This is a genomic window from Hominimerdicola alba, from assembly GCF_900109655.1.
Classification (GTDB): Bacteria; Bacillota; Clostridia; order Oscillospirales; family Ruminococcaceae; genus Hominimerdicola; species Hominimerdicola alba_B.
The window spans coordinates 1-23586 of the sequence record NZ_FOAT01000016.1; the positions used below are offsets into that span (position 1 = coordinate 1).

The 23586-nt window shown below is 45.6% G+C and carries 16 protein-coding genes, 1 tRNA gene and 1 pseudogene; 13 read left to right on the forward strand and 5 right to left on the reverse strand.

Annotated features, from left to right (window positions below; translation table 11 throughout):
• Window positions 1-220: 220 nt before the first annotated feature.
• On the reverse strand, window positions 221-1705 hold the full coding sequence (locus BMY75_RS14380) for an FMN-binding protein (protein ID WP_074835082.1): 1485 nt from the start codon (window positions 1703-1705) through the stop codon (window positions 221-223).
• 350 nt (window positions 1706-2055) lie between these two features.
• On the opposite strand from BMY75_RS14380, the gene BMY75_RS14385 reads away from it, so the two are divergent.
• The 9 genes from BMY75_RS14385 to BMY75_RS14430 all read left to right on the forward strand — a co-directional run bounded on the left by BMY75_RS14385 (window position 2056) and on the right by BMY75_RS14430 (window position 10831).
• Entirely contained in the window at window positions 2056-3099 is a 1044-nt protein-coding gene (locus BMY75_RS14385; protein WP_074835085.1) for an FAD:protein FMN transferase, read from the forward strand.
• On the forward strand, window positions 3096-3455 hold the full coding sequence (locus BMY75_RS14390) for a NusG domain II-containing protein (RefSeq protein ID WP_074835087.1): 360 nt from the start codon (window positions 3096-3098) through the stop codon (window positions 3453-3455). Before BMY75_RS14385 ends, BMY75_RS14390 begins: the two co-directional genes overlap by 4 nt.
• Window position 3456: 1 nt before the next feature.
• A complete protein-coding gene (locus BMY75_RS14395; protein WP_347500139.1) occupies window positions 3457-3963 on the forward strand; it encodes a Gx transporter family protein in 507 nt (168 codons plus the stop codon).
• 143 nt (window positions 3964-4106) lie between these two features.
• Window positions 4107-5624, forward strand: a complete 1518-nt coding sequence (locus BMY75_RS18515) for a dockerin type I domain-containing protein (RefSeq protein WP_081350575.1) — start codon at window positions 4107-4109, stop codon at window positions 5622-5624.
• Between the two features lie 369 nt (window positions 5625-5993).
• Window positions 5994-6332: a hypothetical protein gene (locus BMY75_RS14405; RefSeq protein WP_242940248.1), complete on the forward strand. Its 339-nt coding sequence runs from the start codon at window positions 5994-5996 to the stop codon at window positions 6330-6332.
• 11 nt (window positions 6333-6343) lie between these two features.
• Complete coding sequence (locus BMY75_RS14410; protein ID WP_139199836.1) at window positions 6344-6850, forward strand: hypothetical protein; 507 nt, start codon at window positions 6344-6346, stop codon at window positions 6848-6850.
• A gap of 92 nt (window positions 6851-6942) precedes the next feature.
• The gene (locus BMY75_RS14415) at window positions 6943-8136 is read left to right on the forward strand and encodes an ATP-binding protein (protein ID WP_074835096.1); all 1194 of its coding nucleotides are present in this window, start codon (window positions 6943-6945) and stop codon (window positions 8134-8136) included.
• A gap of 12 nt (window positions 8137-8148) precedes the next feature.
• Window positions 8149-9231, forward strand: a complete 1083-nt coding sequence (locus BMY75_RS17540) for a GNAT family N-acetyltransferase (protein WP_081350576.1) — start codon at window positions 8149-8151, stop codon at window positions 9229-9231.
• A 43-nt stretch (window positions 9232-9274) separates the two neighbouring features.
• The gene (locus BMY75_RS14430) at window positions 9275-10831 is read left to right on the forward strand and encodes a hypothetical protein (protein ID WP_074835099.1); all 1557 of its coding nucleotides are present in this window, start codon (window positions 9275-9277) and stop codon (window positions 10829-10831) included.
• Between the two features lie 253 nt (window positions 10832-11084).
• On the opposite strand, the pseudogene BMY75_RS14435 reads toward BMY75_RS14430, so the two are convergent.
• From BMY75_RS14435 to BMY75_RS14450, 4 genes and pseudogenes are all read right to left on the reverse strand, one after another.
• Window positions 11085-12173: pseudogene (locus BMY75_RS14435) on the reverse strand (BspA family leucine-rich repeat surface protein); the annotation flags it as partial.
• 899 nt (window positions 12174-13072) lie between these two features.
• Window positions 13073-13146, reverse strand: a tRNA-Arg gene (locus BMY75_RS14440).
• A gap of 96 nt (window positions 13147-13242) precedes the next feature.
• Window positions 13243-13896: an HAD family hydrolase gene (locus BMY75_RS14445; RefSeq protein ID WP_074835102.1), complete on the reverse strand. Its 654-nt coding sequence runs from the start codon at window positions 13894-13896 to the stop codon at window positions 13243-13245.
• Window position 13897: 1 nt separating this feature from the next.
• Window positions 13898-14656, reverse strand: coding sequence for a DUF4261 domain-containing protein (locus tag BMY75_RS14450; protein ID WP_074835105.1), 759 nt, complete (start codon window positions 14654-14656; stop codon window positions 13898-13900).
• A gap of 451 nt (window positions 14657-15107) precedes the next feature.
• Between BMY75_RS14450 and BMY75_RS14455 the strand changes: the two genes are divergently transcribed.
• Genes BMY75_RS14455 through BMY75_RS14470 form a run of 4 tightly spaced genes read left to right on the forward strand, consistent with a single transcriptional unit; the run spans window position 15108 to window position 23584 of the window.
• Complete coding sequence (locus BMY75_RS14455) at window positions 15108-16802, forward strand: putative bifunctional diguanylate cyclase/phosphodiesterase (RefSeq protein WP_074835107.1); 1695 nt, start codon at window positions 15108-15110, stop codon at window positions 16800-16802.
• Window positions 16803-16861: 59 nt separating this feature from the next.
• On the forward strand, window positions 16862-17230 hold the full coding sequence (locus BMY75_RS14460) for an Hpt domain-containing protein (protein WP_074835110.1): 369 nt from the start codon (window positions 16862-16864) through the stop codon (window positions 17228-17230).
• A 35-nt stretch (window positions 17231-17265) separates the two neighbouring features.
• Window positions 17266-20148 carry an amino acid permease gene (locus BMY75_RS14465; RefSeq protein ID WP_074835113.1) on the forward strand — a complete coding sequence of 961 codons (2883 nt, stop codon included), beginning with the start codon at window positions 17266-17268 and terminating at the stop codon, window positions 20146-20148.
• 25 nt (window positions 20149-20173) lie between these two features.
• Entirely contained in the window at window positions 20174-23584 is a 3411-nt protein-coding gene (locus BMY75_RS14470; RefSeq protein ID WP_074835115.1) for a transporter substrate-binding domain-containing protein, read from the forward strand.
• Window positions 23585-23586 lie beyond the last annotated feature (2 nt).

Below are 23586 nucleotides of genomic sequence, written 5' to 3' on the forward strand. Positions count from 1 at the left end.
ATAATCATGTGCTAATATGCTGATAAGACCGACTGCTTTCACAATCGGTCTCATCATATACTCTTTTATTACACTATTTGTAGTTTACACAGAATTTGGGATTGACTCTTTTACTGCAAACCATATTAATTTGAAAATTACGGCAGATGTAGGTGATATCTACATCTGCCGTTATTGCTTGTGTGATGGGTCATGTATTAGTGATCAGATACATATTCAATCACTTTCTTGCCTGTTCAAGACACTTCTTTACTGCTTTCATTATTGCATTTGAGCTGTATGTCGCGCCTGAAACCGCATCGACTTCACAGGTCTGATAATTGAGGATATCTCCGGCAACAGTCTCATAAGCAGAATCGAAATAATCGGGTTCTTCCTCGTCGGAATAGGCTGATATCTCGGTGATGACATCGTTCTCGATGGTGATGGTGACATGTACTTCGCCGTCATAGCCGTATGCTGAATCCTCATAGGTGCCGTTATTGTAAATGAACTCGGGCTCGGGCGGTTCGGTCACTGGCGGCTGAGTCTGAACAGGTTCTCTTACTTCCTGCTGTTCTTCGCGTTTTTCTTCCTGCCTGTTGTCTTTTCTTTCTTCTGATTGTTCTTTGTGCTCACCTTGTTCTTCACGGTCATTCTGCTCTTCCTGTTCATCTTGTTCTTCATGATTTTCATCCTGCTCTTCTTCGTCTGTATCTTCTTCTCCTGATGAACTGTCTTTTTTGCGGGAACTTGAACTATCCTTTTGGGATGAACTGCTGTCCGATGAATTCTTGCTGTCGGGAGAACTGCTTTCACCCGGATCATGGGATGATGTGTCGTCACGATCTGCACTCAGCCTTAATGTGGTCCTGTCTTCTTCATTTGTTGGGGAAGTATCATTAACTGTCATTACAGTGACTTTCTTTGCAGCCGGTCTGTTTGTCCTTACCTTGTTCTGAGGTTTTCCGTAACTGCAAAAAGCGACTATACCAGTCAGCAGAACTGCGCAGGCGGTACTTGCGATATTCAGCAATGCACTGTTCTCCGGTGTCTTTTTCTTAACGTACCACTTTCTCACCCTGAGTATCATGTAACCCCCGAATACAGCAGTGTAAACCAGACAGCTGAGGAAATATCCCTCAATACCTGCCTTAGCCTTTGGTATGAACAGCGCGATAATGTGAAGATATATCAGAGCATAGAAAACATAAGCCGCACGCTGAATGTTCTTCCACTTTTTCGCATTCATCTTTTTGCGTATCTTCTTGAAAGATAGTACTGTCAGGGGCACCATTATAAGCACAAGCGCCGCGCATATACCGCAGGTAAGCAGAAAGTCTGCCGCCTTGCTGAAATTAGGGTCGGTAAGACGCTTGATGTAAGAAAGCCCGTAGAATATGATGTGGGACAGCGTAACTGTCGCGGTGAATATTGAAAGTTCGCCTCTTACAGGCATCAGCCGCTTTATTGCCTTGCTGCCGTCAGGGAGTACTCTCATTCCCATTACTACTACCCAAAGTGCACCTGCCAGTGCGCCTCTTGAAAACAGTCCGATGACATATTTACGCAGGATCACGTTTTCAACAGGCTGCTGTGCCAGCACTATCATCAGCACTGATATCAGCGTACCGCCGATATAGAACGCCAGGGGAGCTTTCTTCAAAGCACCTGCGCACAGCACTGAAAACAGCACTGCAATGGTCAAAGCTATCAGAAATAACATATTCTTTACCTCACTGTCTATATTGTGTTATATGTGACTAACCACGGTAAATCATTATACGCTATGGTTGAAAATTTGTCAATTATAGATTATATAATTTTACGAAAAGTTTATAATCACAAAATTAGCCGAAGTTAACTTTGCACTGAATTGTCATAAATGCACATTAGTTTTGACTAATTCGTTCTCGATTCGTTGAAAGATACTCTTGATTTTTTTGGGGCGATATTGTATAATACTCGTTGCGGGTAGTTCTAACTAACCGCGGTGGGGTATTCCAAAGGTTTGTAGTAACTTACGCATAAAGCTCTGCCTGCGAACATAAGACTGCGGCAGATCGGAGGAAATTCATGAAGAAAAAATATGCGGCAGTTGTTCTGTTAACAGGCGTGTTGATGCTGAACTCGTGTGCCGCGAACAATTCCGACAGCAGTAAGGCGACCGTGACGGATGACATAAAAAGCAGCGGTTCAGTGTTTGCAATGGACACTTATATGACCATAACTGCCTACGGACAAAATGGTAAAAAAGGCATAGAAGCTGCACAGAAAGAGATCACAAAGCTTGAAAAGCTGTGGTCTGTAACAGATGAAAACAGCGAGATATACACCCTCGACCACAGCGGCGGGACGGAAGTTCCCGTAAGTGCTGAAACCGAAGAACTGCTGAATTTTGCCATAGATATGCACTGGCAGACAAAGGGTGCGCTGGATATCACTCTATATCCTGTACTCAGGGCGTGGGGATTTACCACAGGTGAATACTGTGTTCCCGATGATAGCGAGATATCTGCATTACTGGAATGTAAGGGCGTTGAGAGGATATCTGTCGGAAACGGCAAGGCATATATACCCAAAAACACCGAGATAGACCTTGGTGCAGTTGCTAAAGGCTGTGCGGGGGACGCAGCGGCAAAGGCATTAAAAGAACATGGCGTGACTTCAGCATTGCTTGACCTTGGGGGAAATATACAGACCATCGGAGATGCAAAACCCGATGGCACGAAGTGGAAAGTCGGCATACGCGACCCCTTCGGAGAGGGGAGTATAGGCACTCTTGCCGTGGGGGAATGTGCTGTTATAACATCGGGAGGATATGAGAGGTTCTTTGAAAAGGACGGTGTTATATATAAACATATCCTCGACCCTGAAACAGGCAGACCAGCCGACAGCGGTCTTGCAAGTGTGACGGTCATCGGCAAAGAGGGCAGGCTATGTGATGCACTTTCGACCTCGCTTTATGTAATGGGGCTTGATGATGCCTGTGCATACTGGCGTGACAGCGTAGATCTTGAAATGATACTCATTTCCGATGATGGCGGTGTATATGTCACCGAAGGTATAGCAGAAAACTTTTCACCTAAAGTTGAAAATGTCACGGTGATCGAAAGATGAAAACGAGAACTGTCTGTATCATCATAACTTTGCTGGTGCTTTGTACAGCAGCGGTATGGTGCCTATCTGTCATGAGACCGAAAAGCGGAAAGACAGCAGTTATCTCACAGAATGGCAAGGTGCTTTACCGCATTGATCTTTCATCGGAAAAGGACAGAACGATAGAAGTCACATATGAGGGCAGAAAAAATACCATCGAGCTACAGGGCGGCAGGATACATATGAAATGCGCAGACTGTCCCGACCATATCTGTGTGGATACAGGCTGGCTGGAGGACGGCAAGCCGATAGTTTGTCTGCCGAACCGGCTTGTGATAGAGTATGAGAACGGTGATATCGACGGTACAGCGAGGTGAGATGATGGATACAAAAAAACTTACTTGTTTAGGTCTGCTGACCTGCCTTGCGCTGATAATATTCATCGTCGAACTGCGTATACCCGATATTGTACCCATTCCCGGGGTAAAGTTGGGGCTCGCGAATATCGTTACCGTGTATTGCGTGTACAATTACCGTTCTGCGGAAACAGCCATGATGCTTTACAGCAGGATATTGCTGGGGGCTCTTTTCAGCGGCAATCTGATGGCACTGTGGTACAGCATAGCGGGAGGTACTCTTTGCTTTATCGGTATGGAAATACTGAAAAATATCATCCGCGAGGACAATATGTGGTTTCTCAGCATAGCGGGTGCGGTGTTTCATAATATAGGGCAGATAGCTGTTGCGGTGCTTGTGCTGAAAAGCACATCTGTTATAGCGTATCTTCCTTTTCTGATGATCTCGGGATGCATCGCGGGACTGTTCACGGGGCTGTGTGCTCAGATGGTCAGCAAAAGGCTTAAAAGGGCGAGAAAAGTCAGCTGAGACTTACTTGTAAATATTTATCCAGAACTATTGACTATTCGGTGAGGATATAGTGTGATACGAGATGTTGAGACAGGTAATGTATCGTTAAGTTAGTATTTGATAACTTAACGATGTAAATAAATGTAAAGGAGTAATTACATATGAGAAAAACAAAGAGGATATTCAGTTTGTCGATATGTGCTGCAATGGCAGCGGCTTCGATACCGCTGAGTGTTTTTGCCGATGAGGTAAAGGCAGAGGAGTATGTTTACGGTACCATGAAGATACCCTATGACAAGTTCTATGCGGCAGAGGCTGAGAACCTGAGCAATGCAGAGGGTCTTGACGCTGTTACTTCCGCGACTGTCAACAAGACAAGAATGAACGGTGAAGGTCAGCTTTTTGATGGTACATACAACAATGCAGGTGAGGAAGGTTCCGATGAACTGGGCAAGATCTATGGCGTTGTATATCCCGTTGCTATCAAGCAGGAAGACCTTGATGCACTGGGGGAGAACAACTACGGCTTCACCGCCACCGAAAAGCCCGAAGCGTACAAGACAGTTACCGTTACTGACGGAGATGTCAGCTTCTCTGAGGTGAACGATGAGAATCCTGAGACAGTATCGGGTTCGATGACCCTCAACACCAACACCCCCTGGGGCGATTATGCGGCAAATGTTACAGGCAAGCCCGAGAATGGCACCATCATTTACGGTATCCTTATCAAGACTAAGGACGGCGGGGCGTATGCTCTGCGCCACGAGCAGAATATCTGGAGAAATGCTGAATTCTCCTGGACATCTGGTATCAAGACCGCCGAACCTCACGGCAATACGCTTGACTACAAGGGCTTTGAGAGCCTGATGGGCAATACTATAACCGAGCTGGATTACATCACTGCCGCAGGATATGTCAATGTAGATGTGGGTGAGGTCTATGTTCCCGTTAAGTTCAGCGGCGGTATCGTTGTTGAGAACACAGCAGTAAGCGCAGGCAAGGCAGATATAACACTGACTGATGTACCTGAAGATTTTGATATCGAATACAACATTGAGGGGCTTGAAGCAGTTTTCAAGGACAACAGCTTTACTTTTGAAATTGCGAACCCGGGAAGCTACACACTTACAGCTAAAGACAGCAAGGGCAAGTACGCAGATCTTTCTGCAAGCTTTATGCTGACAACAACAGATATTCCCGCTGAATTTGACGGCAAGGAGAACAAGCTGATCGCAGCAGAGGGCTTTACCGCTGAACAGCTTGAAGCATATATCAAGAACATCACCACCGTTGTTGTAAACGAAAAGGAGTATTCCGCTAGCGGCAGAAGAGCTACTGTCATCATCAAGGCTGATGGCACACTGGATACAGAGAGTTCAGTATTTTCCGAGGGCGATAGCTTCAATATAACAGTAAAGGCAAAGGGCTACGAAAGTGATTTAGTATTCACCTATACCAAGAAAAGTGAAGAACCCGCAGAATATGCATTGGGAGATGTAAGCGGTGATGGAAACATCAATATCACCGATGTTACAAAGGTTGCAGCTCATGTAAAGGGAAAAAAGATGCTTGACGAAAAGGGTAGGAAGGCAGCTGATGTGAACAAGGACGGTAAGGTAAACATTACAGATATTATTCGTATCGCTGCTCATGTCAAGGGCAAAAAGCTTTTAAAGTAAGCATTCAAACCAAATCCTTTAATACAGACGCAGAGAGTGCTTCTTTCATAATGAAAGGGGTGCTTTCTGCATTCATCGGTGAAATAAAAGAAATAAGATAAGGCGGTTATAACAAAAAGCTTAGAGCCACTGGATATTTCATATTTATTGGGGGATTTATAACCATGAACATCTGTTAACATGTTCTTCTTTCAAATTTGGAAGTGGTATTTGAACATTTCTCTCTAAGGAACAAGCGTGAAGATTATGCGGTCAAATAATTAAGCCGTTTGAAGAAATATGCTGACGTTCCCGAGCTCACTCGTGAGATGGCGCTTGAAATGATCGAGTACATCACTATAGACGAGTATGACGCTGACCGCCCGAGAGATGCGCTATACAACGTTCATTCCCGACGACGGTATCCGCGGCAGACTTTTTGCCGAGCTGATAAGCATTGAAAGCATGGACGCGATCAATGACCTGATTGAGCTGGGCTTTATCCAAAATCCCGAAATGGACAAGATCGCGCTGTATCCGCTTGTGCAGGAAATAATCATATCCGACCTGAACCCCGATTCCGAGAATTGCCGCCCTCTGCTTGATAATATCCACCGCATTTGTTTGCAGCATGGTGTTGATATTCCGTACTATTCCGCGCTGTTTGCAATTACTGAAAACGTACCGTCATACCTCGCACTCAGTGAAAATGCTGCCACAGCAGAATGATCGTCTGCACGATGACCACGACGGACGCAAGGCTGTACCACAAACCAATCGGTTATGCAGTTCAGATGTTTTTCCGAAATATCCGCCTTACCACTCCAAAGAAAGCTCATGTATATGGTAAACCTACGGTTGATGACGATGCTGATCCTTATTTATGGATCAATCCGGACAAACATCTTGTTATTAAATGTGAGGTCTGCGGTGGTTACTTGTTCCCGGGAGATGATATAAGATCTGCGGAGCTGTGTTTTGATAGTATAGGTAAAATTCCTTTCTTAGACACCCGCGGAATTATACCCGGGATATGTTCTGATAGCTTGCAAGATGATGAAGATACATACGATCAGAGTTCTGAGATCGAGAAAATACTGATGGAATCTAATCTTTATGAGGGAATGGATTTTGATCAAATAATACGGTTGCCAATATACCATCAAATGAAAAAGATAGGATATGATTATAGCAAACGGTCTAAAAGCTTTGTTTTTGTTGGATTGGCTGAGAATATGGGTGAATGATCCATATTAATATTTCTGTTTCCCAAAATTGAAAATTACTTGATTTTGGGAAATACATGTGGTATAATAGGCATAGAGGAGTGTGAGTGTTTATGAAACTGATAGAAAGAACCGATTATCTCAATAAGGTCATCAATGTGATCGGTACCCCTGATATAAAGGTCATTACCGGTGTTCGACGCAGCGGAAAGTCCAAGCTGCTTGAAGCGTTCAAAAAGCATATCATGGACAACTACCCCGATGCCAATATCATTCATATCAATTTCAATCTGCCCGAATATGAGGAATTTACAGAATACCGTCCTCTTTACGATCATATCAATTCCCGATACAAAGAAGGAGTTGAAAACTTCGTCCTGATAGATGAGATACAGATGTGCAACGATTTTGAGAAAGCGATCAACGGTCTGCATGCTTCGGAGAAGTATGATATATATATCACCGGATCTAATGCATTCCTTTTAAGCTCCGACCTCGCCACACTGTTCACAGGAAGGACTTTCGAGATCAAAGTTTATCCATTCTCTTTTGCCGAGTATGTCAAATATTTCGGTTATACTGATCTTTATACTGCCTTTGATAAATATGTCAGCGAGGGCGGCATGGCAGGTTCCTATGTCTATAAAGATCAGGAAGCCAAGTATGACTATATCGAGGAAGTTTTCAATACACTCATTGTCCGCGATATACGCAAGAAGTACAAGATACGCAATACAGCCCTTATGGACAGGCTTGCAGATTTTCTGATGGATAACATCTCAAACCTCACATCAGCCAGAACCATTGCCGATACCTTTAACAGCCATAAGGACAAGATCAACCACAAGACTGTCAGCTCATATATGCAGTACCTCTGCAACGCTTTTACGTTTTATAAGGTACGCAGGTATGACATCAAAGGAAAGAAATACCTTTCAACTACCGAGAAATACTACCTCAGCGATCATTCTTTCCGCTATGCAAAGCTCGGCACTAAAAATATGGACTACGGCAGAGTGCTAGAAAACATCGTAGCTATCGAGCTGCTTCGCAGAGGATATGAGGTTTATGTCGGTGTCCTTTATAAGAAAGAAGTTGACTTTGTAGCTATAAAGCGTGACGAAAAACTGTATATTCAGGTTTCGGACAATATCACCGATGACAAGACTTTTGAGCGTGAAGTATCACCTCTGCTTTCTATCAAGGACGCTTATCCCAAAATGCTCATCGCAAGGACTCGGCATGATGCTTATCAGTATGAAGGCATCAAGATCGTTGATTTTTCGGACTGGCTAACAAACACTTAAGAAGGTATAAATATGGATGTTATCGAAGAGATCAGAGCACTCGCAGAGGAATATGAAAAATGTGGAGGAACTGAACGTAGTGACGGCAGCAAGTCTAAGCTTTTCGATCCGCCTGCTACAATAGAACAGGTGCGAGAATTCGAGAAGGAGATGCGTGTCACACTTCCCGAGGTATTCGTGCGTTATCTCACTGAGCTTGGCAACGGCGGGATAGGACCGAATTACGGCATATATTCGCTGGATAAGATGCGTGAGCGTAATCCCAATGCAGCAGCGCGTGCCGATCTGCCTGTAATGATCGGCGGAGGACTTCCAGAGGAAGAATGGAGGTCTTTTGCACAGGAGGCTGAAGCGGCAGAAGATGAAGAGAATTTTGACAAAACGGCTGAGCTCGAACAACGGCTGATTGCGGGCGGCATCTTCATCAGTACACCTGGCTGCACGATGAATACTCTTTTGATGTTCAGAGGTGAAGCAGCAGGCAGTGTTTGCACCATAGATTCTGATTTTCTTACATGGTATAGCAAGCCCATTGAAAGCGGATGTTCTTTTGAAGATTGGATGATCGAAGGACTGCACGATCATATTGCACACCGTAAATACGAAATCGATGTCAGAACAGTCACTCAGTATAACCAAAGCGGACTCGGAATGGCGGGCGAAAAACTGACTGATTCTCTGATCGAACTGCGCATTGCTCAGCTTATGGAAGAAGGAGATACCAATGCCGTTGATCTGGCTCCTGATATCCGTGATTTCTATGAGCGTGCGTTTGGAAACGGAACGTTCCGTATGTGGATCGCTGTTCACCGCGGAGAGGTTATCGGCACTGTCGGGCTGACGCTGCTTGAAAAGCCGCCTTATTCCGCAAATCCGACCGGTAAGATCGGACTGATCTCGAGCATGTATGTCAAACCGCAATTCCGAAGACGCGGTATGGCAAAGTGTATGCTGGGATATGTTATGCGCTGGGCAAAGAGATACGGCATAGGCATTGTGCAGGTTATGGCATCGGAACAGGGCATGAAGCTCTATGAGTCCTGCGGATTCATGCATAGCGAACGGTTTTTGCAGTATGATCTGAGAAATATTTAAGCTATATCGATGATAGTTATGCTTAAAGGAAAGGAGAATAGCTATGGAAAACGTTCCAAAGAAGACAAGCTATGCAAAGCATATAATAAAATGCTATAAAGACGATCTTAAGTATCGAATTTCGAAGAAACTTATGAACTATCTTCCTGATCTGGAAGGGCGGATGCAGTGGTATGCAGACACTTTATTGAAATACAGCAGCTTTCCGCTTTTGTATTCGGCACTGTTCTATGACCCCGATATCGATGATATCCGATACATAAGAGATACTGCCTCAAATGTTTTGAGCTTTAATCTCGATAACGCATTTTTGGTGAACGCGCTGATGAAAAAGGCGCCGTTTGAAAGTGGTTCTCCCGACTTTGATGAATGGGATAAGCTGAATACCGTACCAAAAGACTATTACGGCGGTGATCGTTTATTGCTGATATTAGGCTCGGCACACCCGAACGGTCATGTCCGCGAACAATGCCTGCGCCGTTTTTTGAAGCACAGCACAATGCTGAATCATATCATTTACCGCCTCAATGACAATGTTCACGCTGTGCGTAGGGCGGCAGGTGAAGTGCTTGTAGAATATCTGAAGCGCCCCGATGCTCATCGTGAACTTATCCGTGCTATACCCTATATCGAATACGTCAGACGCGGCGAACGTGCGCATAGAGATGCTGCATTTTCAATGAACGAGCTGGACAGTCTGCTCAGAAAAGCTATCGCTGAAAACAAACTTAAATTACGCGGCGGTATTTGCTATAATGCATTTACACTCCACCACGATGCCTCGCAATGTGATACACTTCTGGAGCTTTTCCGTAAAGAAAATAACGGAGAGCAGAGAGTTCTGCTTGAACGTCTGTACCTGCAAACAGCACCTCAGCCGATATCCTGTGAGGTCATGAACATCTTTATGAAAGACGAATATGAGGGTGTGCGCAGGACAGTATATGCTTATCGGATTCAACGCGAGGGCATATGGGAAGGATTTGAAAAACTGCTGTGTTCAAAGTCACGCAGGATAAGAAAGTTCGCAGAACAGCAGCTCGATAAAAAATGTTTCGATGTTGCGGAATACTGCCGTAATCATCTGCCCGAGACGATGCTTGCTCTTTCAGATACGGGCACAAAGGAAGATATTCCCATTATCCGCCCCTATCTTGATACCCACCCATGTGAAGCCCTCACGGCACTTGTTCGCCTTAAAGCCGAAGACAGCAGCAAGCTGATATATGATAATATGCACAGCGATGATCCTGCCGTTGCAAGGACAGCATATCACCTTGCAAGAGGACTGAAATGCTTTGATACGAAGCAGCTGCTTTCTATGATACGAAATGATAACAGCGTCCCTGTACTGCAATGGCGTGAGATATCTCTGCTGACAAAGGACAGCGTATGGCAGGTCATGCCGCACCTGATACGTCTTGCGGGTGAGTATCCGCGGTTGAACAGAAATATCTTATATCTGATCAAAAAGAATCTTCATACTAAAGTCAAACTGCCTGCAGACCTCAAAAATGAGATACAGCAGGCACTCAGAAATAGGATTCAAAAGGGAATACCTTGCGAAGTCAATAACTGCATATTCTATGTTATGAACTGAAAAACTATAATAGCTTCCGATGGCTCTTTATGGTATAAAATGTCTCTGAAATAAGTTAATCACATGAAGAACAGTCGAACATCACCATACTTGGAACAGTGATAATTAACTCTGCTTTCTTCAGCTTACTCGAAATCTGTATACCGCTCACGAAGTAACGAAATAAAAAAGGCTGTGAACAGCCGCATGAGAGTACGATCTCTCACACGGCTGACACAGCCCTTTAAAAATGCATCATGTTAACAATCTTATTTTATATTTCGGAACCGCCCCATTCAACGACTGTGAAACCTTTTCTTTCAAATGTGGAAAGTTCCTGCGGTTCGATGTCCACAGCCTCTTCAAGAGGTACATATGTCATGAATACGCGCAGCATACTATCTGGGGTTGGTGTGATGTTCAGCTTTGCGGAATCTGTATATTTATCACTCTGGAATGAAATGAGATTATATTTGTTATGCTCCATTTGTGGCAGCCAGTATACGATAAACTCATTCATTTCATCTTCGGTCAGACCCATGTAGCTGAGCTTTTCTTTGAGGAAACTCTCGGTATCACTGCCAGCTACACAGAATCCCTTGGAAAGATCAAATTCTGTACGGCAGTTTACAGCATCCCAGAACAGGTATCTGTGATGAGTGCCGTCAGCCTTGTTCACAAGTGATCCGTCAGGCTTAGCGATTACATCCCAGCCATTGTTGTACTTAGGATAGGTAGTGGCAAGATCTGCTTCAGTCAGCTCCACCTCAACATGAACGTCTGTCTCCTTTTCGGGATAGAGGTAGATAACAGGCTTATCAGCTACAGGATATAAAATCTGGATCTCGCTTTCGCCCGATTCATTCACGACCTGTACCCAGCCGTACTTTCCCTTATACTCTGTAAATGCCCAGTTATCGTTATTATTCATAACTCCGAGTTCCTGAAGGAGAGTTTTTCTGGGGATCGTTGTAACTTTACCGTAGCTTGTATCGGGTCCGAGATACATAGTGACTTCATCGGCAATAACATATAAGTCCGAACCATATTTGATCTCTCTGTCTGGCTTGATATAGGAATTATTGCCTTTTACGGTAACAGTCACCGCATTATTGATAGCGCTTGTTACATCCCAAGTTCCGCTGACTCTTGCAGCTATAGCAACTTTGTAGGTCATGCCGGGTGTAAGATTCTTTGGAGAAGTATATGTATTGTCGGTTATATTCTGTGTCTGAACTTTCCACTTACCTGCAAGATATACAGCTATACCGTACATATCAGCATTTGGAATTCTGTCCCATGTAAATCTCACCTGACGGTATTTCTCGCTGTACTCAACCTTGATGTTTGTGGGGAAGGTCGGAATGATGGTGACAGCCTCAACATCCGCAGCCTGTGCGGTTACGCTCTGCGATATAACAGGCGCACCGAAGCTGACAGCACCTGCTGCCATACAAAGCGACATTACTACTGCTAACAATTTTCTAATCTGCATAATTATGTCCTCCTGACTTTTCTTGTTGAAAATAATAATATATATCAATATTTCTAAAGATATGATAGCACAGATAATTATCAATGTCAATAATTTCGATACAATTTCTTAATCGTTCGTTGCTTATCACTAATTGAAGAGTCTATTAATGTTTATTTTGACTGCAAATGAAAACGGATAGCCATCTTTTGTGAAGACGGCTATCCGTTTTGCTTGTATCATATTATATCAATGTCAGTCAATTATTTTATTGTAACAATACTCGAATGTTTGAGAGCGTTTTCTGTGTCCAAATTACCGTTTTTACTCTTGTAGCAATAGCAACTTTATAGGTCTTGCCCGGTGTCAGATTCTTTGGAGATGTGTAAACTGTATCAGTGATATTCTGCGCCTGTACTGACGTTAATTGTATCATAACTGCTCAGGTCAAGTGTAGTCAGACTGTTACATCATAATAAGTTTTTTCCACCCATAGTCAAAAAAAACAACCCATAAAGAAACAAGCAGACACCATTGTTCTGGCATCTGCTTGCTTAAATTTTGCTATAATATAAGCTTAGAGTTGAAAAACGCCTATTTACAGTCGTTTTAACCGTTTTTTAGAAAAAAGCCTCTCTCATCGTACCACGATCCCGTGTGACTTTTCGCGTGATTTTTTGTCTGCAAATCTTCATTTTCAGCTGCAGAAACAGCAGTTATAAAGTTAAAGTAAAAGAAAAACCCGTAAACACGGCGTTTTCGTCATGTCAACGGGCTTTATCGTTGGATGCGCCAGGAGGGACTCGAACCCCCGACCTACTGGTTCGTAGCCAGTCACTCTATCCAGCTGAGCTACTGGCGCTCAATCAACTCTAATATTATAGCATTATATAGGCGAGTTGTCAATAGCAAAATCGATATTTAACAAAATGTATGATATCTGTTAATTTACCGTTCATTACTTCGCGAGAAGCTCTTTGTAATTATCAAAGCAGATGTCTGCTTCTCCCAGCATTATAGCCTTTTCGGCGTCGCTGAGCTCGTCCAGGCAGGCAGCCGAAGCAAATCCACCCAGCTTTGCACCACGTATGCCCTCTGGCAGGTCTTCAAAAACCACTGTATCGGCTGATGTGGTACCCAGCCTTTCGCAGGCAAGCTCGTACACATCGGGGAAGCCCTTGCCCCTGCCAACTTCCTCGGTGGTGGCAAAGCTTTCAAACAGGGAGAGCACTCCCAGCCTTTTCAGCACAGGCTCATACAGCGCCGCAGAATTGGCAGTAGCCAGACCCAGCTTCACACCCTTGCCCGAAAGATACCGCAGGAAATCAGCCGCACCGTCCACCTCGCCGATGATGTGGGTATACTCGTACACCGCCATATCGTGCCATTCCTGCATTATGCTCTCGATGCTGTCGTCAAGCCCCAGAAGGTCTTTCGTGTAAATGGCAGCCGCCCTGAAATCCTTGGTGGAAACAGCTTCATAGTAACCCTCGGGGACTTCCATGCCCCGCTTTTTGAAAAACAGGCGGTCTATCTCGCTCCATACACCCTTTGAGCGTATGAGAGTGCCGTCAAGGTCAAAGACCGCTGCCTTGAATCCTGTGAAATCCATATCAGAAACCTATCTTAGCAGTTATGCCCTTAACGCTGACACCGTCACCCACGCTGATGGGCAGCTTCTGCTCCTCGCTGAAGCCTATGGTCTCGCCGTCTTTCAGCTCAACGTGTTCGCTGAGGACATACTCTTCAATGGAGAACATGAAGCTTATCACCTGGTCGGGCTGCTGCTTGCTGTCAATGACTTCCAGCTCGTTCATGCCGAAGAAAGTCATGCCCGATGTGAAAGCGCAGAGCCCCTCCTTAGCCAGATACATACCTGTATAAAGCAGTATTGGCACGGGAAGCTCGTCATTCTTGATAGTCTCGGCAAAGTTCATGTAGAACTCCTTTTCGTATACCGTGGGGTTCTTGTATATGCCGATGGCGTTGTCAAGCTTCAGCAGGCTGTAAGCTATCTTCGCGAAAAGCAGAGCCTGATCCATAGCATCGAACTTGTTCATAACAGCCATCATTACGTGAGCCTGATGCTTTGCCACCTCAGCTGCACCGTCTTTCCAGAGGATATTGTTCTTAGCGCACTCCTCAGCTTCGTTGTTTGGTACAGGGTTGGGCATAAGTGAACAAGCCACCACCATACCATCGGTGTGGAATACCAGCGCATTGTCCTTAACTTCGTCATCAACTTCGATGCCCCAGTCATCTTTCAGTGACTTCTTGAATCTTGCCCAGTCCATATTAGCGTCCTTGTAGAGAACAAAGCCCGCAAGAACATTACCTTCTTTTTTATCGTTGTTAACTGTATTTTCAGCCATAGCCATAACCTCCGTGTCTTATGGGGCGATCCCATTACTGCAATATCTTAAATATTATATCACATCTTACGGCAAATGTAAAGACCATAAAGCGAATAATGCTCCAGCCCATGGACCTTATTAAGAATGTTCTGCCTTATAATAGTATTATCTTTGTCTTAGGGGAGTATGTACATGATTTGTACTTTATATTTAATATTTTAAACAAAAATATCTAGATAAGATGGATATTTTATCATCTTTTTTAAAATAAGTATTGAAAAATGAACTAATATATGCTATAATAACATATGGTAGTATGAAGAAGTATATTTGCGGAAAGTATCCTGCTGTATGAAAATGCTCTGTATACCGCGTGAAAAGGCGCATATACGGTGTCCTGCGGGAGCTGTCACAATCGCATAGTAAGATGATCTAATACCGGAGAGTAAGCAGAAAAGAGGGAAATATCATGATCAGGTCAAAAAATATTCAGCGTCCGCAGAAAGTTCTTATCGTGGACGATCAGGAGATCAACAGAGATGCTCTGGAAGTTATCATGGAGAATGATTATGATATCATTTTCGCGGAAAACGGAGCGCAGGCTTTGGAGCTTATGCGCCACCATAAAAATGAGTTATCCGTAGTCATGCTTGATCTTATCATGCCTGTGATGGACGGTTATGAGGTGCTGGTTACCATACAGGATGACGAAGAGCTCCGCGGCATACCCGTTATAGTCATGACTTCATACGAGGAAGCAGAGCTTGAAGCCCTCAGGCTGGGGGCTGCGGATTTCATTACAAAGCCATTTGACGTACACGAGGTCATACTTGCCCGTGTTGCAAGGATAATCGAGCTGTTTGAGGGACGCAGGCTCATATCATCGGCAGAAAAGGACGGGCTTACAGGTCTTTACAGCAGAAATTTCTTCTATGAATACGCCGAGCGTCTGTACAGGTATCACCCTGAACTGAAGATGGAGGCTATCGTGCTGAACATCGATCGCTTCCATACCCTGAACGCACTCCATGGCAGAGAATTCGGTGACAGGGCACTCATGACACTTGGGGATATCATAAGGGATTTTCTCAGAGAAAAAGAGGGTATCGCCAGCCGTTTCGATGCGGACAGATTCGCCATATACTGTATCCACTGTGACGACCACAGGGCGCTTCTGGACAGCTTTCAGGCTAAGATGGACGAATTCTCACCCAAGGTCAGGATACACCTGAGAATGGGCGTGGACGAGCGCACAGAGGACGCTGAACCCGTTATCCTTTTCGACAGGGCGCGTACCGCCTGTATAATGGCTCGCAGCGATTTCCATAACCCCCTGAGGTTATACAATGAGGATATACTGAAAAAAGAGCTTTTCGACCAGAGACTTATGGGTGACCTGCGCCATGCACTGGCGGACGGTCAGTTCCGTGTGTATTATCAGCCCAAATACGATATACGCTGTGAACCCCCCAGACTCAGGAGCGCAGAAGCACTGGTGCGGTGGGAGCACCCCGATCTCGGCATGATATCTCCGGGTACCTTCATACCCCTGTTTGAGGGTAACGGGCTCATCACTTTGGTGGATAACTACGTATGGGAGGAGACCGCTAAGCAGGTGGCGAAGTGGAGAAAAAAGTTCAGCGTAACACTGCCTGTATCGGTGAACATATCCCGTGCTGATATCTTCGACCCCGACCTGACGGACAGGCTTTGCAGGCTCATCACGGATAATGGTCTGGAATACCGCGATATCAAGCTTGAAGTGACTGAATCAGCCTATTCACAGGACGCAGACAGGCTCCTTGACCTTATCCATTCCCTCAGGCATATAGGCTTTGAGATAGAGATGGACGACTTCGGCGCGGGGTATTCTTCGCTGAATATGCTGTCCTCAATGCCCATAGATGTGCTGAAGATGGATATGTCCTTTGTGAGGAATATCGAGAAAAGCGAAACAGACCTGAGGCTGATGAAGCTTATCCTTGATATCGCTGGTAATCTCAAGCTCAGCGTAGTTGCTGAGGGCGTTGAAACAGAGGGTCAGCTGAAGCTTCTCAGGGACGCGGACTGCGACCTTGTACAGGGATACTATTTTTCAAGACCTGTCCCTGCCAATGAATTTGAAGTATTTATCGAAAAAGAACGTGAACGCAGCGTTGGCTGAGGTCGGCGCTGTATAATGTAAAATTATGGTCTGATAAATTTATCAAGGGGCTGAGTTTTATGACGTTACAGGAATTGTATTATGAGATAGGCGGAGATTATGACCAGGCTATGCGGGTGCTCCGCATGGAAAAGCTGATAGACAAGCATATCAGGAAGATGAGGACGAATTCCGTAGTTGAGGGGCTGGTGTATGCGGGAGAGAGTATGGAACCCGCACAGATATTTGAAGCGGCTCACGCTATGAAAGGCGTCTGCGCTAATCTGGGTCTAGTGGGTCTTGCGGGAATGGCTTCGGAGATAGCCGAGGAATTTCGTCCCGGCAATTCCAGAAGACTTACAGACGATGAAGTAAAATTGAGGATAAAAAAGATAGGTGAAGCTTACAAAAGAACGGCTGACCGCATAAGGAGATACGAAGAAGGCTGAACTTTCTGCAAGCCGTTTTGAGAGGTCTGAGCATCATGGAAAGATCGGACAATAAAAAATATCTCGGTATCTTAGGAGCGTGGGCATTGTCATTTGGGTGCAGTGTTGGCTGGGGCTCATTCGTTATGCCCGGCACGACGTTCCTGCCCATAGCGGGACCTGTGGGTACAGCCATCGGACTTGGTCTGGGCGGACTGGTCATGCTGGTACTGGCTGTGAATTTCCACTACCTTATGAACCGCTATCCCGACTGCGGAGGTATATATACCTACACCAAAAAGGCTTTCGGCTACGACCTTGGATTTCTTGGGGCGTGGTTCATGATAATCACGTATATCGCCATCATATGGGCTAATGCCACGGCTCTGCCCCTTATAGCAAGGACAGTGCTTGGTGATACTTTCCGCTTCGGATACCTTTATTCCATAGCGGGATATGAGATATACATCGGCGAGATAATACTTTCGGGGCTGGCTCTGGTTACTGCGGCGGCGGTGTGCTTTTCAAGAAAGTTTTCGGCATCGGCGCAGGTACTTATGGCGGCGGTGCTTTTCGTGGGTGTGGTGATATGCTTTGGGGCAGCGCTGTCATCGGGTAACTGCACAGGTGGGTATGACCAACCCTATGCCCCCGATAAATCTCCCTCAGGTGGAGTTTTCACCATATTCGCCCTTGCCCCATGGGCATTCGTAGGCTTTGAATCCATCACACATTCAGCCGAGGAAGCTAAGTTTTCGCTGAAAAAATCATTCGGCATAATGCTTACTTCCCTGATAACAGCGGCGGCGGCTTATGTTTTCCTTGTACTGCTGGCGGTAAAGGCTTTGCCCGATGACTGCGGTTCATGGACGGATTACATAGGCTTACTTGACAAATACAGCGGAAATGCTTCTTTGCCCACGTTTTTTGCGGCACACAAAGCTCTGGGCGATAAGGGTACTTTCATACTTGGTGCGGCGGCACTGGGTGCAATATTCACAGGTCTGGTAGGAAATTACATAGCCCTCAGCAGGCTCATGTGCTCCCTTGCCGATGACGGGCTTTTCCCCGCGTGGGTGGGCAGAAAGAACCATGGTCATGTGCCTAAAAATGCTGTGATATCCATACTTGCCATATCCCTGATACTGCCGTTCTTTGGAAGAACAGCCATCAGCTGGATAGTTGATGTTACCACCGTCGGCGCCACCATAGCCTATGCGCTGGCATCGGCGGCGGCATTAAGAGTAGCTCGAGAAAACAATGAAAAGGGAAGATCGGCAGTAGGTCTGGCTGGAATGGTGATATCCATACTGTTTGCGCTGGAATTTCTGATACCTAACTTTCTGGCGATAAACACCCTTTCGGTTGAATCCTATCTGATACTGACTATCTGGAGCATACTTGGCTTCGTGTATTTCCGTACTTTTTTAAACGGTGACAACGAGGGCAGGATGGGACATTCCATAGTTGCATGGATAGTCCTGCTGGGACTTATAATATTTACTTCAAGTGTGTGGCTACGTCAGACCACAGATATGGCTTTGGAACGTTCGGAAGAAGTGCTGAAAGAATACTATTCCGTGGATGAAAACGTCATAGACGATGTAAATGAAGATCATATAGACGATGAGATGAAGAACGTGGGGAGATCTCTGGATAACGCCAGCGCCGTACAGATAGCGCTGATATGTTTTTCGCTGTTCAATCTGTTAAAGATATACAGCGCCCTGCAGAAGCGTGAAAAGCAGATGGGCGTTGAAAAGGCTCTGGCGGAGGCGAATAGCCGTGCAAAGTCAAGCTTCCTTTCAAATATGAGCCACGAGATACGCACGCCTATGAATACCATCATAGGACTTGACACCATGGCCCTGAGGGAGCCCGATCTTCCGCAGAAGACAAGAGAACATCTTGAAAAGATAGGTGCCAGCGCTGATCATCTGCTGGGGATAATAAATGATATCCTGGATATGAGCCGTATCGAATCGGGCAGAATGGTGCTTAAAAGCGAAGAATTCTCTTTCAGGGGATTCCTGGATCAGATAAATATAATCATAAACGGTCAGTGTCAGGACAAGGAACTGAACTATGAGTGCGATATCATCGGTGATATGAGTGAATACTATATCGGTGACGACCTGAAGCTCAGGCAGATAATGATAAATATTCTTGGCAATGCAGTGAAATTCACCGAAACATCGGGAAGCGTGACCCTTACCATTGAGGAGATATATCGTGCTGAGGGCATATGCACCCTGAGGTTCATCGTTAAGGACACAGGCATAGGCATGGATAAGGAATATATCCCCAAGATATTCGGGCGCTTTTCACAGGAAGATGCCACCACCACAAACAAGTACGGCGGAAGCGGTCTTGGACTGGCTATCACGAAAAAATACGTTGAGATGATGGACGGCGGGATACTTGTGGAGAGCGAAAAGGGCGTGGGCTCTGTATTTACCGTTACCGTGAAGCTGGGAGCTTCCAACAGAAAAGAAGCTGATGTTTCAGCTGACGAAGACATAGGCAGGAGAGCGGATATCCTTGCGGGACGCAGAGTACTTATCGCGGAGGACATCGAACAGAATGCGGAGATACTGGCTGATATCCTTGAACTGGAGGGCATTGAGTCCGAACACGCAAAGAACGGCAGGGAAGCTGTGGCTATGTTCCATGAGAGCGAAGAGGGTCACTTTGATGCCATACTCATGGACGTGCGTATGCCCGAAATGGACGGGCTTACAGCGGCGAGAACGATACGCAGTCTTGAACGCCCCGATGCGGTAGCGATACCCATCATAGCAATGACGGCAAATGTGTTTGAAGAAGATGCAGAACGCTCCATTGAAGCGGGCATGGATGCCCATCTTTTCAAGCCCATAGAGCCTGAAAAAATGTTTGACACAATGGCTCGCCTGATATCAGCTGCTGATAAGGTGTAGCCGGATAGCTGACAGGAGGTTTACCTTGACATTACAAAAAAGATATAAACGCATAACAGCAATGGTCCTGCTGGCAGCTATCCTTATTAACATAGTTTTGCCATTGATGGCTTTTGCAGATACAAAGGAACAGAAGAAAGTCCGTGTGGGCTGGTTTGATTCTGCCATGTGCTATTATGACAAGTTCGGCAGGCGCTGCGGAGTTGACTATGAATATCACCAGAAGATCTCAGCGTACACAGGCTGGACTTACGAGTACGTTGAGGGCAGCTGGCCTGTTCTGTTTGAGATGCTCCAAAATGGCGAGATAGATCTTTTGAGTGACGTGAGTCACACCCCCGAACGAGAGGAGTTAATGTATTTTCCAGACCTGCCTATGGGCACGGAGGCTTACTACATCTATGTGGCTGAGGATAACAATGAGATCAAAGCCAATGATCTGACTACCTTTAACGGTAAAAAGATCGGTGTAAACAAAGGCAGTTTTCAGGAAGAACTGCTGAACGAATGGCTGGAAAAGAACGAAATCACCGCTGAGGTGATACCGCTGACGGACACCGAAGACGAATCCATGGAGAAGATCGTCAGAAAAGAGATAGACGGCATCGCTACAGTATTCACCTATGACTACAACAGAGATGCTGTCCCCGTCATAAGGATAGGCGGTTCGGATTATTACTATGCCGTCAGCAAGTCCCGCCCCGATCTTCTTGAAGAGCTCAACACGGCTCTGGCGCATATACAGGACGATGACCCTTATTTCAACGAGAGATTATCCAAGGAAAGAGTATACTATAATACAACAAATGCTTTGCTTTCGGCTGAACAGGAGGACTGGCTGGAAAAGCACGGCGAGATACGCATAGGTTACAGAGAGGATTATTTTCCCTTCTGCTGGAAAGATGAGAAAACAGGGGAGCTGACAGGTGCCCTTAAAGATTATCTGACACACGCGGAGAATACCCTCAACAGCCCTAACCTTAAATTCAAGACCATACCCTACGATTCGCTTACAACAGCCCTTGAAGCACTTGATGCAGGGGAGATAGACTGTGTATTCCCGTTATGCATGAGCAGCTACGATGCCGAACAGTCGGGGATAATGCTGACGGATACCGCAATGGATTCCGAGATGCAGGCAGTTATGCGCAAAACTGACAGCAGGACGTTATCTTCTGATAGCCAAATAGTTTTCGCAGTAAACGAGAACATGATAAATCCCGAAAGCTTCATCAAGGAAAACTATCCCGACAGTGAGATGAAATTCTATCACGGACTTCAGGCTTGCTATGATGCCATACAAAAAGGTGAAGCTGACTGTGTGCTTCTCAGCAGTTTCAGGGTGCCTCCCGAAGAGGATAAGCTGGAGAAAAGCAAACTTCATTCCGTACCAACGGGTGAGCTGATGGAATTATCCTTTGCGGTAAAAAGATCAGACCTTGAACTCTATGCCGTGATGAACAAGACGGTGCTGACCACTAAAAGCAACGAGGTCAACAGCGCACTTGCTTCGTATATGGTTACAGATCAAAAAGTATCTTTCATGCAGTTTATGAAAGACAACTGGCTGATAACAGTAGCAGTGCTGACGTTAGTGTTCTCAATAATACTTTTCCAGCTTATAAGAAGACTGAGAGCTGAGCGTCTGGCCAGCAGGCAGAAGCAAATGCTGGAAAAGGCGGAGCACCTTGCGGAACTTCAACAGACCATATCCTCACTGCTGGACAATATGCCGGGCATATGTATTACAAAGGATGCCAATACAGGCGAATACCTTGCCTGCAACCAGATGTTTGCGGATTATGTACACAAGAAAGACCCATCGGAGGTCATAGGGCTGAAAGCTTCGGATCTGTTTGATGATAAAAGGGTAACAGGCTTTGATGAGGACGACAATATGGTGCTGTCCATGGATGAGCCACTCATCTTCTATGATAAAATGGAGGACGTGTTTGGCAATCCTGTAAATGTCAAGGTGACGAAGCAGAAGTATACCGACGCTAACGGCAGGCTTTGTATACTGATGATATATCAGGACGTTTCCGACAGCCTGCGTATCTCCCGCGGCAAGGTGAACTCAAAGGAATCCTACGAAAAGGCAAGGAGCAATGGTCTGATATTCACACATATCGCCCAGGCACTTGCACGTGGTTTCGTAAGTCTGTTCTATGTGGATATCAACACCGAGGAATTTATCGAGTACCATTCGGATGAAAAGGACGGAAGTCTTTGTGAAGTACGGCGCGGCTGGCATTTCTTTGAAGAGGGCAACGATGCGACACAGATAAATGTGTATCCTGAGGACAGGGAAGAAGTTCTCAAAGCTATGGACAGGAAAACTCTTGTAGCTGCCCTTGATAAGAACAATATGTTCATGATGACATACCGTCTGATGATCGACGGTCAGCCCAGGTATGTGAATATGAAAGTTGCGCGTATACAGGACGATGAAAGGTTCATGGTGCTGAGCCTTACGGATATCGACGAGCAGATGAGACACAGGCAGGCGGCACAGCGTATGCAGGAAGAACAGACAGCCTACAGCAGAGTAAGCGCTCTTGCAGGTGAATTCCTGTGTATCTATGTAGTTGAGCCAGAAACAGGGAAGTACCGCAAATACAGTTCATCTGCTGAATTTGATGTGTTCGGTATGCCTGCTGAGGGTGAGGATTTCTTATCCGACCTCAGAGAGAATTCCATAAGGGTGGTATACCCCGATGACAAGAACAGGGTATTCACGGCGCTGACGATGGATAACGCCATGGAGGAAGTTCATAAAAACGGCATATTCACCATAAGCTACCGTGTTGTTACAGACGATGAGCCAAGATACGTTCAGCTGAAAGCCGCACTTGTTGAAGAACAGGTCGGCAGGCGGCTTGTAATAGGCGTCAACGATATAGATGCTCAGGTGCGTCAGGAGGAAGAATACAGCAGACGTCTTGCACAGGCGAGGATAGAAGCGAACATCGATGCACTGACAGGTGTCAAGAACAGGAACGCTTACCGCGTATACGAAGAAAGGCTCAATGCCCAGATAGAGATGAACCGTGCCCCTGATTTTGCCATAACCATACTTGACCTGAATGACCTGAAAAAGGTCAACGACACCCAGGGACACAAGGCGGGCGACCAGTACATAAGAGATGCCTGCAGGCTGATATGTACCACATTCAAGCGCAGTCCCGTATTCCGTGTGGGTGGAGATGAGTTCGCTGTGCTTTCACAGGGCGATGACTATGAACGCATAGAGGAACTTGTAAAGATAGTGAATGATCACAACGAGGAAGCCGTGCTGAATGACGGCATCGTTGTAGCGCTGGGAATGGCGCGTTACGATCATGCTGAAAAGGTGGCTCAGGTATATGAGCGTGCAGATCAGAGAATGTATGAAAACAAGAGTTATCTGAAAGAGAAGAAAAAGCAGAGAGGTTAAGC